This is a genomic window from Apilactobacillus xinyiensis (assembly GCF_019656235.1).
In the GTDB taxonomy this organism is placed as follows: Bacteria; Bacillota; Bacilli; order Lactobacillales; family Lactobacillaceae; genus Apilactobacillus; species Apilactobacillus xinyiensis.
This window is the reverse complement of the sequence record NZ_BPLL01000003.1, coordinates 40,761-58,326: the sequence shown is the minus strand read 5'-3', so window position 1 is coordinate 58,326 and position 17,566 is coordinate 40,761. Positions and strand designations below refer to the sequence as shown.

General features: G+C 31.5%; 11 protein-coding genes. 10 read left to right on the top strand and 1 reads right to left on the bottom strand.

Features of this window, described 5'->3' with window-relative positions:
• Positions 1-234: 234 nt before the first annotated feature.
• From glyQ to clpB, 8 genes are all read left to right on the top strand, one after another.
• A complete protein-coding gene (gene glyQ, locus K5Q11_RS01605; RefSeq protein WP_220750993.1) occupies positions 235-1,161 on the top strand; it encodes a glycine--tRNA ligase subunit alpha in 927 nt (308 codons plus the stop codon).
• A gap of 1 nt (position 1,162) precedes the next feature.
• Positions 1,163-3,244, top strand: a complete 2,082-nt coding sequence (gene glyS, locus K5Q11_RS01600; protein WP_220750992.1) for a glycine--tRNA ligase subunit beta — start codon at positions 1,163-1,165, stop codon at positions 3,242-3,244.
• Between the two features lie 109 nt (positions 3,245-3,353).
• Complete coding sequence (gene dnaG / locus K5Q11_RS01595) at positions 3,354-5,162, top strand: DNA primase (RefSeq protein WP_248700634.1); 1,809 nt, start codon at positions 3,354-3,356, stop codon at positions 5,160-5,162.
• 15 nt (positions 5,163-5,177) lie between these two features.
• Complete coding sequence (gene rpoD / locus K5Q11_RS01590; protein ID WP_220727781.1) at positions 5,178-6,290, top strand: RNA polymerase sigma factor RpoD; 1,113 nt, start codon at positions 5,178-5,180, stop codon at positions 6,288-6,290.
• A gap of 92 nt (positions 6,291-6,382) precedes the next feature.
• Positions 6,383-7,093, top strand: a complete 711-nt coding sequence (locus K5Q11_RS01585; protein ID WP_220727782.1) for a tRNA (adenine(22)-N(1))-methyltransferase — start codon at positions 6,383-6,385, stop codon at positions 7,091-7,093.
• The gene (locus tag K5Q11_RS01580; protein ID WP_220750991.1) at positions 7,080-7,883 is read left to right on the top strand and encodes a Nif3-like dinuclear metal center hexameric protein; all 804 of its coding nucleotides are present in this window, start codon (positions 7,080-7,082) and stop codon (positions 7,881-7,883) included. Before K5Q11_RS01585 ends, K5Q11_RS01580 begins: the two co-directional genes overlap by 14 nt.
• A 16-nt stretch (positions 7,884-7,899) precedes the next feature.
• Positions 7,900-9,135 (top strand): peptidase T, encoded by a 1,236-nt coding sequence (pepT, locus tag K5Q11_RS01575; RefSeq protein ID WP_220727784.1) that lies wholly within the window; start codon positions 7,900-7,902, stop codon positions 9,133-9,135.
• 110 nt (positions 9,136-9,245) lie between these two features.
• A complete protein-coding gene (clpB, locus tag K5Q11_RS01570) occupies positions 9,246-11,828 on the top strand; it encodes an ATP-dependent chaperone ClpB (RefSeq protein ID WP_220727785.1) in 2,583 nt (860 codons plus the stop codon).
• A 46-nt stretch (positions 11,829-11,874) separates the two neighbouring features.
• Here clpB and K5Q11_RS01565 read toward each other — a convergent pair whose 3' ends face one another.
• A complete protein-coding gene (locus K5Q11_RS01565) occupies positions 11,875-12,069 on the bottom strand; it encodes a DUF2929 family protein (protein WP_220727786.1) in 195 nt (64 codons plus the stop codon).
• A gap of 123 nt (positions 12,070-12,192) precedes the next feature.
• On the opposite strand from K5Q11_RS01565, the gene dnaE reads away from it, so the two are divergent.
• Both dnaE and pyk read left to right on the top strand, forming a co-directional pair.
• Positions 12,193-15,564 (top strand): DNA polymerase III subunit alpha, encoded by a 3,372-nt coding sequence (gene dnaE, locus K5Q11_RS01560; protein WP_220750990.1) that lies wholly within the window; start codon positions 12,193-12,195, stop codon positions 15,562-15,564.
• Between the two features lie 159 nt (positions 15,565-15,723).
• Positions 15,724-17,484, top strand: coding sequence for a pyruvate kinase (gene pyk, locus K5Q11_RS01555; protein WP_220727788.1), 1,761 nt, complete (start codon positions 15,724-15,726; stop codon positions 17,482-17,484).
• Positions 17,485-17,566 lie beyond the last annotated feature (82 nt).

The window sequence follows — 17,566 nt, the reverse complement described above, 5'->3', positions numbered from 1 at the left end:
GAGTTAAGATAAAAGAATTATTTTATAATTTTTTTCAGCGAGATTAGATGTGGTGTGAGCTAATCATAGATTATAAAAGGATATTGGCGCTTTTTGAACTCTTTAAATTAAGTTGTTGGATTTTTGATTAGTCCAAAATTAGGGTGGAACCGCGATTATATCGTCCCTATGTAAAATTGTTTATTACTTTTTTACATAGGTTTTTTTTATGGATTAAAATTGGGGAGGATAACAATGACAAAAAAACTTTCAATGCAAGAAATAATTTTAAAATTGCAACAATATTGGTCATCACAAGGTTGCATGTTAATGCAATCCTATGATACTGAAAAGGGTGCAGGTACAATGAGTCCATACACCTTTTTAAGAGCAATCGGACCAGAACCATGGAATGCTGCATATGTTGAGCCTTCTAGAAGACCAGCAGATGGTAGATATGGTGAAAATCCAAATCGTTTATACCAACATCATCAATTCCAAGTAATTATGAAACCTTCTCCAGAGAATATTCAAGAATTATATTTAGGTAGTCTAAAAGAGTTAGGTATTAATCCGTTAGAACATGATATTCGATTTGTTGAAGATAACTGGGAAAATCCTTCAATGGGTTGTGCCGGTGTCGGTTGGGAAATTTGGCTAGACGGAATGGAAGTTACTCAATTTACTTACTTCCAAATTGTTGGTGGCCAAGTTATGGCCCCAGTTGCTGCTGAAGTTACTTACGGATTAGAAAGACTAGCCTCCTACATTCAAGATGTAAACAGTGTTTATGACTTAGAATGGGGTGATGGTGTTAAATATGGTGATATCTTTAAAGAACCCGAATATGAACATTCTAAGTATAGTTTTGAAGAAAGTAATCAAGAAATGCTTTTAGATATGTTTGATTCTTTTGAAAAAGAAGCTAAGAAACAGATTGCTAATGGTTTAGTGCATCCAGCATATGATTATGTACTAAAATGTAGTCACACATTTAACTTGTTAGATGCCAGAGGAGCGGTTTCTGTAACTGAACGTGCTGGTTATTTATCTAGAATTAGAAATATGGCTCGTTCAATTGCCAAAGCGTTTATTGCTGAACGTAAAAAACGAGGCTTCCCATTAATTAAAGATGAAAAGAAACGAGCAGAATTGCTAAAAGACGATAAGGAGGATAAATAAGATGGCTCATACATTTCTATTGGAAATTGGCTTAGAAGAAATGCCCGCACATGCGGTAACTCCTAGTATTAAACAGTTAGTTGATAGAACTAAAAAGTATTTAAAGGAAACCAGAATGGATTATTCTGACATAATTCCATTTTCAACTCCTCGTCGACTAACAATTAAAATTGAAGGTTTAGCTGACAAACAACCTGATATTGATGAATCTGTAAAGGGTCCGGCTAAAAAGATTGCTTTAGATAGTGAAGGTAATTGGTCTAAAGCTGCAATCGGATTCTCTAAGGGACAAGGTATGACTACTGATGATATTACTTTTAAGGAAGTTAAAGGTACAGAATACGTTTTTGTTCAAAAACATATTCCAGGTAAATCTGTAGCAGAAATTCTTTCTGGAATGAAAGATGTTATTACTAGTATGAACTTTTCAACTATGATGAAATGGAACGTTTATAACTTAGAATATATTCGTCCAATTAGATGGATTGTTTCATTACTAGATGATAAGGTTATTCCTATTCAAATTTTAGATGTTAAATCAGATCGAATTAGTCGTGGGCATCGTTTCTTAGGTAAAGATATAAGCATTGATAATGCCAATGATTATGCAAGTGATTTGGAAAAAGAGTATGTAATCGTTGATGCTCAAAAACGTAAAGCATTAATTGAGTCACAAATTAATGAAATTGCTGCTAATAATAATTGGACCATCAATATTGATTCCGGCTTATTGGAAGAAGTTAACAATTTAGTTGAATGGCCTACTGCCTTTTTTGGTAGCTTTAACGAGAAATATTTAGAATTACCTTCAGAAGTTTTGATTACTTCAATGCGCGATAATCAACGCTTTTTCTATGTTAAAGATGCTGATAATGAAAAAATATTACCTTATTTTGTTTCTGTACGTAATGGAAATTCTGAATATTTGGAAAACGTTTCAACTGGAAATGAAAAAGTTTTAACTGCTAGATTAGAAGATGCCATGTTCTTTTATCATGAAGATCAAAAACATGATATACAATTTTATGTTGATAAGCTTAAAAAAGTTAGTTTTCATGATAAAATTTCCACAATGTTTGAAAAAATGCAACGTGTAAACGTTATTGCTAATTGCATTGGTGAAATGGTTAACTTGAATCAATCAGAATTAACTGACTTATCTAGAGCAGCTAACATTTATAAGTTTGATTTAGTTACCGGCATGGTAGGTGAATTTTCTGAACTTCAAGGTGTTATGGGTGAAAAATACGCTTTGATTAATGGCGAAAATAATGTTGTAGCCACAGCTATTAGAGAACATTACATGCCTATTTCAGCAAATGGACAATTGCCACAAAGTAAAGTGGGAGCTGTTTTAGCCTTAGCTGACAAATTTGATAGTATTTTAACCTTCTTTGCTGCAGGGATGATCCCTAGTGGATCTAATGATCCATATGCATTAAGAAGACAAGCTAACGGAATTGTTAGAATTATTGAAGATAAACAACTTAATTTACCACTAAAAGCTATGATGAGTAAATTTGTTGAATTAGAAAATGCTAACGATGTTGCTCCAAATCTTGACCAAGATAAAGAAATAAATGAAATTGTTGCATTTATTAAAGATAGAATTGTAAAAATTCTAAAAGGTGATAAATATTCACATGATATTATTGAAGCAATGACTAATGGCTTAAATGCGGATGTTAAATTTATTTTTGATAGTGCTGATGTCATTAATAACGATAAAAATAATGATAACTTTAAAGATTCTATAGAAGCTTTAAATCGTGTTTTAAGAATTTCAGAAAAAGCTTCATTTAAACCAGATGAATTAACAGTGGATACATCATTATTTGAAAATGATTCAGAAAAAGCGTTGTTTGAAAAAGTTAATGCAATGCAAGATGGCTATTTTGAATTAAATGCTTCAGAAGCTTATGAAAGATTAATGCAACTACCCATTTTAATTAATAATTATTTTGATCAAACTATGGTAATGGCTAAAGATGAAAAAATTAAAAACAATCATTTAAAACAATTGACCATTATTTCTAATATGATTAAATGGTTTGGTGATTTAAATGAATTAATCATTAAGTAAAATATTTGGAATAGTATTTAAAATGTGATAACATTTAATATCTATATTTTTAAAGTCGCACTTCAAAGTGCGGCTTTAAGTTCTTATAATGGGGGTGTTTATTTTGGCTATGATACCAGAAGAGGTTATTGAAAATGTTAGAAATCAAACTAATATTTTAGATGTAATTAGTTCATTTGTTCAACTAAAAAAATCGGGAAGTAACTATTTTGGTTTATGTCCTTTTCAAGCTGAAAAAACACCTTCATTTTCAGTATCTGAAGATAAACAGATTTTCCATTGCTTTAGCTGCGGTCGTGGAGGAAACGTTTTTAAATTTTTAATGGATTTACAGGGCATATCATTTCCGGATTCAGTAGTTAAGGTTGCAGATATGCAGGGAATTCAACTTTCGGATAAGTATTTAGAAAACAACAATAATCATGTAAATAGTCCAAATAGGAATTTAATATCTTTACATGAGGACGCTAAGAAGCTTTACCACCATATTTTAATTAATACCGAAATGGGTGAACAAGCTCTTGAATACCTTAAAAATAGAGGCTTATCTGATGATACAATTGAACATTATCAATTAGGGTTTGCTCCCCAGCAAAAAATATTAGAAGAATTTTTTAAACAAAAAAAGATTTCTTATGATTTGCTAAGAAAATCAGGGCTTTTTATTGAGGATGCTGATGGGAATTTAAAAGATCGATTTTTTGATAGAATAATGTTTCCAATTACTGATACTAATGGTTCAGTAGTTGCTTTTTCTGGAAGGGTTTTTGATCAAAATAATCAAGCTAAATATTTAAATAGTCCAGAAACTGAAATATTTAATAAACGAAAAGTGCTTTTTAATTTTAGTAATGCTAAAGACGAAATTAGAAAGCAACATTCAGTTATTTTGTTTGAAGGATTTATGGATGTTATCTCTGCTTTTCAGTCGAATGTCAAAAATGGAATAGCATCTATGGGGACTAGTTTAACTAAGGAACAAATTTATCAAATAAAGCGACATACTAAAAATTTATATATTTGTTATGATGGTGATATTCCAGGACAAAATGCGATTGATCGGGCTTTGAAACTTTTACAAGGTAGTCAATTAGACTTAGGTGTTATAAAAATGCCTAAAGGGATTGATCCTGACGAATACCGGAAACAATATGGTGAAGATAAATTCTTTAATTATGTTGATTCAGCAAAGGAATCACCGGTTTCATTTGAAATGCAATATTTGAAATTAAATCGTAATTTAGACAATGAAAAAGATTTAACTTCTTATATTAGCGATGTATTAAAAGTAGTTGCTAAAATGTCTAAGCCAATTGAAAGAGAAATATATTTAAATCAATTGACTGAACAGTTTAACATTGATAAAAACATATTAATTAAACAATTAGATGAAATAGATGCTTTTGAACCTACTAATTCAGTAACTACTAGTACTAATCGTGAGTCGTTATCTAAACTTGTTAATAACAAACGTTTAATTAGCAAAGTGGAAAATGCCGAAAGAATGTTATTATATCGAATGCTTCATGATCATAATATTTGGATACAGATTATGGGAATTGATGGATTTAACTTTGTTCATGAAAAATATCAAATGCTTTTTCTATTAGCACAAGGATATTTTGCTGAACATGATGAATTTAACATATCTGAATTTACTGATTTTATTAAGGAAGATAATTTACAAAAGTTAATGATTGATATTGAAGTTTCTAATGTTTTAGGCACAAGTAGTGTAAAAGAGATAGATGATTATGTTAATATAATTATGAACCAAGCACCGATAGACATTAAATTAAAGTCTAAAAAAGATGAATTTAAAGAAGCTACTAGATTAGGGGATATTGATCGTCAAACTCAGCTAGCCATTGAAATCATCAAATTAAAAAAGAAACAACAGTTGATTGACAAGGATTAACAGGAGGCTCTTTGAATGACTGATAAAAAATTAAACCAAAAAGAATATAAAGATTCTTTAAATGTTTTTATTAAAAAATATAAAAAAATAGGTCATGTTACCTATGACGTAATTAATAATGGAATTGCGTTACCATTTAAATTAACTACTAATCAAACTGATAAACTATTAGAAAAAATTGAAGATTCTGGAATTAGTGTTGTGGATGAAAATGGCGATCCAGATCCACGTGCTTTAAAAGCTGCTAAGAAAGTAACTCAAAAAGAACTAAAAAACACAGCGTCCGCCCCATCTGGAGTTAAAATTAATGATCCAGTTAGAATGTACTTGAAAGAAATAGGTCGAGTTTCTTTATTAACTGCTGATCAAGAAGTTAGTTTAGCTTTAAGAATTGAAGATGGCGATGAAGCAGCTAAACAAGAACTTGCTGAAGCTAACTTAAGACTGGTAGTTTCAATTGCTAAACGTTATGTAGGTAGAGGGATGCAGTTCCTAGATTTAATTCAAGAAGGTAACATGGGATTGATGAAAGCTGTTGAGAAGTTTGATTACCGTAAAGGATTTAAGTTCTCTACTTATGCAACTTGGTGGATTAGACAAGCAATTACGCGTGCAATTGCTGACCAAGCTCGTACTATCAGAATACCAGTTCATATGGTTGAAACTATTAATAAGTTGATTAGAATTCAAAGACAATTACTACAAGATTTAGGACGTGAACCTACTCCTGATGAAATTGGTGCCGAAATGGATATGCCAACTTCAAAAGTACGTGGTATTTTGAAAATATCACAAGAACCTGTTTCATTAGAAACACCAATTGGTGAAGAAGATGATTCTCATTTAGGTGACTTTATTGAAGATCAAGATGCTACTAGTCCATCCGAACATGCGGCATATGAACTTCTAAAGGAACAATTGGAAGGTGTCTTGGATACTTTAACTGATCGTGAAGAAAATGTATTAAGACTTCGTTTTGGTTTAGATGACGGTCGTACACGCACTCTTGAAGAAGTTGGAAAAGTGTTTGGGGTTACTCGTGAAAGAATTCGTCAAATTGAAGCAAAGGCTTTGCGTAAATTACGTCATCCATCACGTAGTAAACAATTAAAAGATTTTCTTGAATAAAATATTAATTAAAAAAGCAGATGCACGAATGCATCTGCTTTTTATTTAAGATATAATAAATTTAATAAATTTTTCCCTAAAGGAGTTTAATGATGGATTCTAATCATTTATCAGAACGTTTAAAAACAGTTGCTAGTTACGTGCCATTAAATAGTCGAATGGCCGATATAGGCTCTGACCATGCATACTTACCAGTTTACTTAGCTAAAAACAATAAAATTTCATATGCCATTGCTGGTGAAGTTGCTAAGGGACCTTTAGAAAATGCAGAACATGAAATAACATTAGAACATCTAGATGGAGTTATATTGCCTAGATTAGCTGACGGATTAGATGCCATTAATTTGTCTGATAACATTAATTGTATAACTATTGCTGGAATGGGCGGAACTTTAATACGTGATATTTTAGAACGTGGTAAAAATAAATTAAATGGTAAAGAAAAATTAATTTTACAACCTAACGTAGGCGAACTAGTGCTTAGAATGTGGTTGATGAATAATTATTATAAGATAACTAACGAAGATATTATTCGCGAAGATGGTCATACTTACGAAATAATTGTTGCTGAAAAAGTTGATTCAATGGTACTTTATGATAAAGATGAATTGCAATTTGGACCATTTTTACTTAGAGCTAAATCGCAAACTTTTGTTGATAAATGGCATAATGAGCAATTGCGTATGCGTGAAGTAATTAATCAAATGAATCAAGCTAAAAAACATAGACCTATTGATCGAATTAATGCAATTGAAGATAAAATATCTAAAATAGATGAGGTGTTAAAAAGTGAAAGGAATTGATTTAGTAAAACGTTTTGAACAATTTGCACCAAAGGACATAGCAGTTAAAGGCGACCCAGTTGGACTACAAATTGGCTCTTTGAACAAGGACATAAATAAAGTTATGACTACTTTAGATGTTCGACCCGAGGTAGTTGATGAAGCTATTAATAACCATGTTGATTTTATTTTTGCACATCATCCAGTAATGTTTCGACCAGCTAAAAATTTAGACTTGTCGATTCCACAAAATGCGATGTATGCGAAATTGATTAAACACGATATTACTGTTTATGCTGCACATACTAATTTAGATAATGCTGTTGGTGGAATGAATGACTGGTTAGCATCAGCTTTAAATTTAAGTGATGTTCAAGGCTTATCTTTTATGTTTAATAAATATGATCAAGATTTTTACATGGGCCGGGTTGGTGAACTAACATCTGAATCAACGGTTATTGAATTTGCTAATACATGTAAGAAGATTTTTAATATTAAAGGTTTAAGACTGATTAGTAATACACCAACTAAAAAGATTAAAAAAGTAGCTATTTTAGGTGGTGACGGTGGTAAGTTTTATCATGATGCAATGCATAAACATGCTGATGTATATATTACTGGGGATGTATACTATCATACTGGTCATGACATGCTTGCTGATGGCATTTCGGTCATTGATCCAGGACATCACATTGAAAGTATTTGTAAAAAGCAACTTTTAAAATTATTTAATACTTGGAACCAACAATATAACTGGGGCATCGACATTGTTGATTCCCAAATTAATACGTATCCATTTACTTTTATTTAAGAGAGGATTTTGTTTTATGAATAGTTATAATGATATGCTCAATAGATTTTTAAAATATGTGAAAATAAATACTCAATCTGATGAGCAAAGTGAAAGTATACCGTCTTCTAAACGAGAAGTAATTTTTATTGATATGCTAAAAGACGAATTGACATCTATAGGTTTAGACAACGTTAGAATTAACTCACAAAGTGGATATTTATTTGCTAATTTACCATCTAACGTAGAAGGTTATTTACCTAAAATCGGATTTATAGCCCATGTTGATACGGCTGATTTTAATTCAGAAAATATTAATCCACAGGTTATAGAACGTTATGACGGTAATGTTATTAAATTAGGTACTAGTGAATACCGCTTAGACCCACAAGTATTTAAAAGCTTAAATAAATATGTAGGTGACACTTTAATTACTACTGATGGTAATACATTACTTGGCGCAGACGATAAAGCAGGAGTAACTGAAATTATTACTGCTGTGCAATATTTAATTGATCATCCAGAAGTTCCACATGGTGAGATTATTATAGGCTTTGGTCCAGATGAAGAAATTGGTACTGGTGCAGATCATTTTGATGTTCAAGATTTTAATGCTGATATTGCATACACTGTAGATGGTGGGCCATTAGGAGATTTACAGTATGAAACTTTTAATGCTGCTAGTGCTAAGTTAGTTATATCAGGAACGGATGTACACCCTGCTGAAGCTAAGGGCATTATGGTTAATGCGCTTCAACTGGGAATGGATTTTCATAATCAACTTCCAAAACACGATCGTCCAGAGTTGACTGATGGACGAGAAGGATTTTTCTTTTTAACTGATATGCATGGAACTCCTGATCAAGCAGTTTTAAATTATATAATTAGAGATCATGATCGAGATGCATTTGAAAGTCGAAAACAATTATTTCAAGGCATTGTGAATACAATTAATGCTCAATATTCTGGCCAAAGAATTCAATTGACGCTTAAAGATCAATATTACAATATGGCTGAGGTTATTAAAAAAGATATGACCGTTGTAGATTTAGCTAAACAGGCTATGCTTAATTTAGACATTAAACCTAATATATTTCCAGTACGTGGTGGAACTGATGGATCTAAAATTTCATTTATGGGGATTCCAACACCTAACTTATTTGCTGGTGGCGAAAATATGCATGGTCGTTTTGAGTATGTATCATTACAAACCATGGAAAAAGCAGTTGATTTAATTATTGAAGTTGCTAAATTGAATACTAAAAATATTTAGGTCAAAAAAGGTCAAAATATTTTTATCTGATAATTACTTTTGATAAAATACTTATAGGTCATAAATTATGACTTACTAAGTATTTTTTATTTTAAAGTGGGTGAAGATATATGAATCCAGAAAATTTTACAGAATCAGTTAATCAAGCATTAGCTGAAGCACAAAAGGTAGCTAATAATCGTAAACACCAAGATATAAGTATTGCACATTTATTTAAATTTTTAATTCAACCGGGAGAATTAGTTCGTCAAATATTCTCTGAAGCAAAATTAAATCTTGATCAATTAGAAACAGAAATTGACCATGAACTTGATTCCATTTCCGTAGTGGAGGGTTCTAATGTTAATTATGGACAATCTTTATCAACTAATATGCTTTCGTTACTACAAAATGCAGATAAAGAAAAAGAAGCTTTAGGTGATCAATATATTGCAATCGATACATTAGCGATTGCACTTATGGATTTAAGTGGTTGTAAATTAACCGACTACTTAAAAAATAATGGAATTGATAAGAAATTAATTCTTAATATTGTTAAACAAATTCGTGGAGGTGAAAAAGTGACTTCTAAAAATCAAGAAGAAACTTTTCAAGCTTTAGAAAAGTATGGGACTGATTTAGTTAAAGAAGCTAGGGCTGGTAAATTAGGACCAATTATTGGTCGAGATGAAGAAATTTTAGATGTAATTCGTATTCTATCTAGAATGACCAAAAATAATCCAATTCTTTTGGGAGATCCTGGAGTAGGTAAAACTGCTATTGTTGAGGGATTAGCTAAAAGAATTGCTGTTAACGACGTACCGGATAATTTAAAAGATAAATCATTGTTTGAACTAGATATGAGTTCTTTAATTGCCGGTGCTAAATATCGTGGACAATTTGAAGAGCGTTTGAAAGCAGTATTAAAAGCGGTTAAAAAATCTGAAGGCCAAATCATCATGTTTATTGATGAAATTCATAATATCGTTGGTGCTGGTAAGACTGAAGGTAGCATGGATGCGGGAAACATTTTGAAACCAATGTTAGCGCGTGGTGAATTGCATTTAATTGGTGCAACAACCGTTGATGAATATCGTAAATATATGGAAAAAGATAAGGCTTTGGAAAGACGTTTCCAAAGAGTAATGGTGAAAGAACCTTCAGTAGATGACACGATTACTATTTTACGTGGAATTAAGGAACGTCTAGAAATTCATCACGGAGTAAGAATTCATGATAATGCTTTAGTTTCAGCTGCTAAACTAGCTGACCGTTATATTACTGATCGTTATTTACCGGATAAAGCTATTGATTTAGTAGATGAAGCTTCATCTACCATTCGAGTGGAAATGAATTCCAGTCCTACCGAGTTAGATCAAGCTAATCGTCAATTGATTCGTCAAGAAGTTGAACAAGCTGCATTGAAAAATGAAACTGACGATGCCTCTAAACAACGTTTATCTAAACTGACTCCTGAGTTAGCTGAAACCAAAGAAAAGGTTAATAATTTAAATGCTCGTTGGCAACGTGAAAAAGATGCTATTAAAAAATTGGGCGATAAAAAGCGCGAATTAGATAAAGCCAAAAATGATTTGCAACAAGCTGAGAGTAACTATGATTTAAATCAAGCGGCAATTTTAAAACATGGAACTATTCCTGAATTAGAACAAGAACTAGCTGATATGGAAAAACAAGATCATTCTAATGATTGGTTAGTTAGTGAATCTGTAACGCAAAATGAAATTGCAAATGTTTTAAGTCGTGAAACTGGCATTCCAGTTCAACGTTTGATGCAAGGTGAACGTGCAAAATTATTGAATTTAGATAAGAATTTACACAAACGTGTGGTTGGCCAAGATGAGGCAGTTGAAGCAGTTTCTGATGCAGTTTTAAGGTCAAGAGCAGGTTTACAAGACCCAAGTAAACCACTAGGTTCTTTCTTATTCTTAGGACCAACAGGTGTAGGTAAGACGGAATTAGCAAAGGCTTTGGCTGAAAATCTGTTTGATTCAGAAAATCATATGGTAAGAATTGATATGTCTGAATATATGGAAAAAGAATCAGTTTCTCGACTAGTAGGAGCTGCACCAGGCTATGTAGGTTATGAAGAAGGTGGACAGTTGACTGAAGCTGTTCGACGTGATCCATATACCATTGTTTTATTTGATGAAATCGAAAAAGCTCATCCAGATGTATTTAATATTTTGTTACAAGTATTGGATGATGGGCGTCTTACTGATGGTCAAGGACGTACAATTGACTTTAAAAACACTATCTTAATTATGACTTCAAATCTTGGTTCTGATATTTTACTTAGTGGAACTGATGATAATGGAAACATTAGTGAAGATGCCAAGAAATCGGTTGACGCTTTATTAAAAACTAAATTTAAACCTGAATTTTTAAATCGAATTGATGATGTTATTACTTTCAAACCATTGTCATTAGATGACGTTAAATTGATTGTTAAGAAAGTAATTAGTAAGTTGTCTAAACGTACTTTAGAACAATCGATTCAAATTAAGATTAGTGATGATGCAATTAATTGGATTGCTAAAAAGGGTTATCAACCTCAATACGGTGCTAGACCATTACAAAGATTTATTACTCGTTACGTTGAAACTCCATTAGCTAAGTTGATTATTGCTGGTAAAGTTAAAGACAATTCTAAGGTTCAAATTAATTTAAAAGACGACAAATTAATTTTTGAATAAAAAATACAAAATAAAAAGGCTTGGACATGTAAATGTTCAAACCTTTTTATTTTTCAACTGCTTTTTTATCCATCATTAGGTTAATACCGTTTACTAAGATAACAGCAGTTAATACAGTAACAATTGCTATCTGTGTTGCAGAATAAGGTAATGAAGTTAAGTCACTTGAGATATAACCAATAACTTCACCAAATACTGCTGACCAGAAAATAATTGTTAAATTTGCAGAAATAAAACGCATTATATCCACCTCGCAATTCATTAAGATTTTAGCATAAAATCATATAAAAATTCAAACAAACTATTCATATCAAAAAAATAAGATAACTTTGTTATAATTTAATCAATGAGAAAGGATGATTTTATGAGTTATACCCCATTACAGGTCATAAGTTCCTATAGTTTACTCCAAAGTAATATATCCATAAAGAAATTAGTATTAGACGCTAAGGAAAAGGGTTATCGAAGTTTAGCTTTAACAGATAAAAATGTTATGTATGGAGCTATAGAATTTTATGATGAATGTCTAAAAAATGATGTTAAACCCATTATAGGGCTTACTATTGAACTGATGGGGATGGAAATTTTTGATCAATCATTTGAGCTTATATTGTTAGCTAAAAATTTTGAAGGTTACAAAAACTTAATGAAAATATCTAGTTTAAAAATGACTGAAAATCGTAATAATTTAGATGCTAAGTTAACATTGAATGATATCAAGTCATATTTAAATAATCTTTTTATTGTTATACCGAAAAATTCTGAAATCTTTTCTTTACTAATGCGTGGACAAAAAAATTTAGCCATTGATTATATTCATAAATTGAAATTAAATATGGATAAACAATCACTTTATTTTGGTTTAGACATTAATACATCAGATAATTTGATTCAAATCATCTCTAATTTGTCTAAAAATACTCAAACTAGCACAGTTGCTTTATCACCGGTTAAATATTTAAATGCTAATGATTATTTTGCAGTGGATGTGTTAAATTCAATTGATAGTGGTCAAAAAATAGTGGATCCATTAGAAAGTAGTCACATTTTAGGTAGTGCATGGCTACGTAACTGTGATGAAATGTATAAATTATTTGATAAGCAAGGCCTAAATTCAGCGTTAGTTTCAAATGATTATATTAGCAAGGCATGTAATTTAAAAATTGTGAAACAACAGCCACAATTGCCAAAATTTAAAAATGATTTACATTTATCATCAGCACAGTTTTTACAAAAGCTTTGTGAAGATGGTTTACGATCACGAATTAAGCAGGGTGAAATTGACAAAAATATAGTATTAAAATATAAACAACGACTGACACAAGAACTAACCGTAATCAATCGAATGGGGTTTAATGATTATTTTTTAATTGTTTGGGATGTTATTAATTATTTACATCAACATAATATTATGACTGGACCAGGAAGGGGTTCTGCGGCAGGCTCCCTTGTTTCTTATGCATTAAAAATTACTGATGTTGACCCTATTCGATATGGGTTGCTATTTGAAAGATTTTTAAATGAAGAGCGAGCACAAATGCCAGACATTGATTTAGATATTCCAGATGATAAGCGTAATGAAATTTTGAATTATGTTCATAATAAGTATGGTGATGACTATGTTTCTCAAATAGTTACATTTGGAACTTTATCAGCAAAACAGGTAGTTAGGGATGTAGGTAGAGTATTTGGTTTGAATTCTATGCAAATGAGTAAATGGAGTGATGCAATTCCAACTCAACTTAACATTAAGCTTTCAGAAGCCATTAAACAGTCTAAAAAATTGTCTAATTTAGTGAGTGATAATAGAATTAATCAACTTATTTTTGATGTTTCACTTAAATTAGAAGGAATTCCCAGACATTATTCTACTCATGCAGCCGGAGTTATTATTAGTGCTAATAAATTAATTAATAATGCGCCAGTACAAATGGGAAATGAAGGTTTATTAATGACACAATATTCAAAAAACTATGTAGAGCAAGTAGGTCTGTTGAAAATGGATTTTTTAGGTTTGCGAAATTTATCATTAATTGCTCATATTGTAGATACCATTTATAAACTTACTGGTAAGTATTTAAAAGTTAATCAAATTAATTTAAATGACATTGATACTATTAATTGTTTTCAAAAAGGCCAAACTAATGGAGTTTTTCAATTTGAGTCGAGTGGAATAAAAAACGTCTTGCGAAAATTAAAACCCAATAGTTTTGAATTAATAGCAGCAGTAGATGCTCTTTATCGACCAGGTCCAATGCATAATATTGATAATTTTATTAAGAGAAAAAATGACAACTATCAAATTAATTCGGATACACAATTGAAAAAAATATTACAGCCAACGTTTGGAATAATTGTGTATCAAGAACAAGTTATGCAATTAGCTTCTGCCATGGCTGGATTCACTTTGGGTGAAGCTGACATTTTAAGACGTGCAATGAGCAAGAAGAAACAATCAGTTATGGATAATATACATGATAAATTTGTTAATGGCGCTTTAAGTAAAGGTTTTTCTATCGACACTGCTGAAAAAACATTTTCTTATATTGATCAATTTGCCAGCTATGGATTTAATAAATCACATGCTTATGCTTACAGTAAAATGGCTTTTCAATTAGCTTACTTGAAAGTTCATTATCCATTAGCCTTTTATACCAATATTTTTAATTCAGTACTTAATAATGCTGTCAAGACCAAGATATATTTTAATGAGGCTAAAGCTAGAAACGTTAAAATAGCAGGACCCAATATTAATTTAAGTGAAGAAATGTTTACCATAAAAAATAACAATTTGGTATTTGGTTTCAGGTCTATTAAGGGGTTAAGAACTGATTTCATAAGATTTATAATTAGTGAAAGATCTGACAATGGTAAGTATACTAATTTGGAAAACTTTATTAGACGAATTGATAAAAAATTCAGAAAACCAGAGTTACTTGAGCTACTAGTTTATTCAGGGGCTTTAAATGATTTTGGATACAATCATGCGGAGCTTTTAAATGCTATTCCCGAATTTATTAGTTCAATTAATTTATCTGGCAATTCAATTACTTTATTTAATAACTTAAAACCTAAAGTAAGACATTTTAACGAGATATCTTTGAGCAATAAACTAAATAAGGAACTAGAAATTTTAGGCGTGTATCTTTCTGGACATCCAGTAGAACAGTATTTATATTTGCGAAGACAGTATAAATTAACTTTCAGTGACGAATTTCCAGCAGTTGATAGTTACGTTAACACTTTGTTTTTTATTAATAATATTAAAGTTATTCGTACTAAAAAGGGACAAGAGATGGCTTTCTTGAATGGTTCAGACATGAGTAGTAGTTATAGTGTGGTGGTTTTTCCTAATGCTTTTTTGAAATGTAAGAGTTATTTAAAAACTAGTAAAGTTATTTTAATTAATGGAAAAGTCGATGTAGATTCTAAAAATAATGGTTCAAAACAATTAATTGCTCGAACAATTAATTTAGCAATTAATTATCCTAAGCCTGAAAAGCATTCTACCAAGAAGTTATATTTAAAGATTGATAATCAACATGATTCTAAGGAAACTTGGCGTAAATTGTATTTTATTATACAAAACAATCTTGGTAAAATACCTATAATAATTCATAGAGATAGTGATGATTCCACTAGGATTTTACGAGAGCCTTACCAAATAAATGGGACCAATTCGGCTATCGATTCGTTAAAACTTATTTTAGGAAAAGATAATGCTATTTATAAATGATTTTTGTACAATAAATTACAAAAAACAGGTAATCCATAGCAGACATACTTTTTAAAAAGTGATACAATTATGTTGAATTCTAATTATGTAGTTGGTTTATATTAGTTTTTTATGAAGCTAAATTAACTAGTTGCAAAATAAAAGGAGAGATTTTGACTTATGAAGAAAACAAAGATCGTAAGTACTTTAGGACCTGCTAGTACCGACGTCGATACTATCGTTAAGTTGATCGAAGCAGGAGCTAATATTTTTCGATTTAACTTCTCACACGGTGACCATGAAGAACATTTTGATCGTTTGAACAAGGTGCATGAAGCTGAAAAGAGAACTGGTAAAACAGTTGGTATCATGCTTGATACTAAAGGTGCTGAAATTCGTACTACTGTTCAAAAAGACGGTAAAATTCAATACAACACTGGTGACCAATTCAGAATTTCTATGGACGAAAGTCTTGATGGAACTAAAGATAAAATTGCTGTAACATATCCTGGATTACTAGATGATGTTAAAGTTGGCGGTCATATCTTGTTTGATGATGGTATTTTAGATACTGTTGTTGACGAAAAAGATGAAACTAATAAAGAATTAGTTGTTACTGCTCAAAACGATGCACTTCTAGGTTCACGTAAAACTGTTGATGCTCCTGGTGTTTCAATTAACTTACCAGGTATTACTGAAAAAGATTCAAGCGATATTCGTTTTGGTCTTGAAAAAATGAACATTAACTTTATTGCTGCTTCTTTCGTAAGAAAGCCACAAGATGTTCTTGACATCCGTACTTTACTTGAAGAACAACACATGGAAGATGTTCAAATTTTCCCTAAGATTGAATCACAAGAAGGTATCGACAACTTTGAAGATATCATGAATGTGTCTGATGGTTTAATGATTGCTCGTGGTGACATGGCTGTTGAAATTCCAGCAGAAAATGTTCCAATCGTTCAAAAACACTTGATCCACAGATGTAACGAAATGGGTAAACCAGTTATTACTGCTACTCAAATGTTAGATTCAATGATTGAAAACCCTCGTCCTACTCGTGCTGAAGCTTCAGATGTTGAATACGCTGTATTCAGTGGTACTGATGCTACTATGCTTTCAGGTGAAAGTGCTAATGGTAAGTACCCAGCTAAGGCCGTAGATATGATGAGAAAATTAGATGAAAAAGCTGAAGAACATTATGATACTTATGCAGATGCTCGTCCAGCATTCGACAATGGTGATGTTACTGAAGCCTTTGGTAAAGAAGCAGCTGCTTTAGCTAAAGACTTAGGTATTAAAACTATTGTTACATCTACTTCAACTGGTTACTCTGCACGTATGATTTCTAAATACCGTCCTAATGCTGATATTTTAGCATTGACATTTGATGACCGTACACGTCGTGGTTTAACAATTAACTGGGGTGTTCAACCAATCGTTGTTGAAAAACCAGAAACTACTGATGGTATGTTTGACTTTGCTGCAAACAAGGCCGTTGAAACTGGTTTAGCTAAAGAAGGCGACTTAGTATTAATCGTTGCTGGTATTCCAGTTGGCGAAAAAGGTACTACTAACGTTATGCGTGTTAAGTTAATCGGTTCAAAATTGACTCAAGGTCAAGGAATCGGTGACAAAGCCGTTATTGGTAAAGCTTTTTTAGCAAGTAACGCTGCCGACGCAAACAGCAAGGCTGTAGACGGTGGCGTGTTAGTAGCTAAGAATACTAACAAAGATTATCTACCAGCAATGAAGAAAGCTAGTGCTATCATTGTTGAAGATGGTGGATTGACATCACACGCAGCAGTAGTTGGTATTTCTATGGGAATTCCAGTTATTGTTGGTGCTAACAATGCTACAGAAAAAATTTCTGATGGTGAAACTATTACAGTAGATGCACAACGTGGTATCGTTTATCATGGTGCAGCAAACTCACTATAATAGATGATTTTTAAAAGGACACGCTAAGGCGTGTCCTTTTATTTTACATAACGCTTTTTGCACTTTGCTTTGTATTCATTCC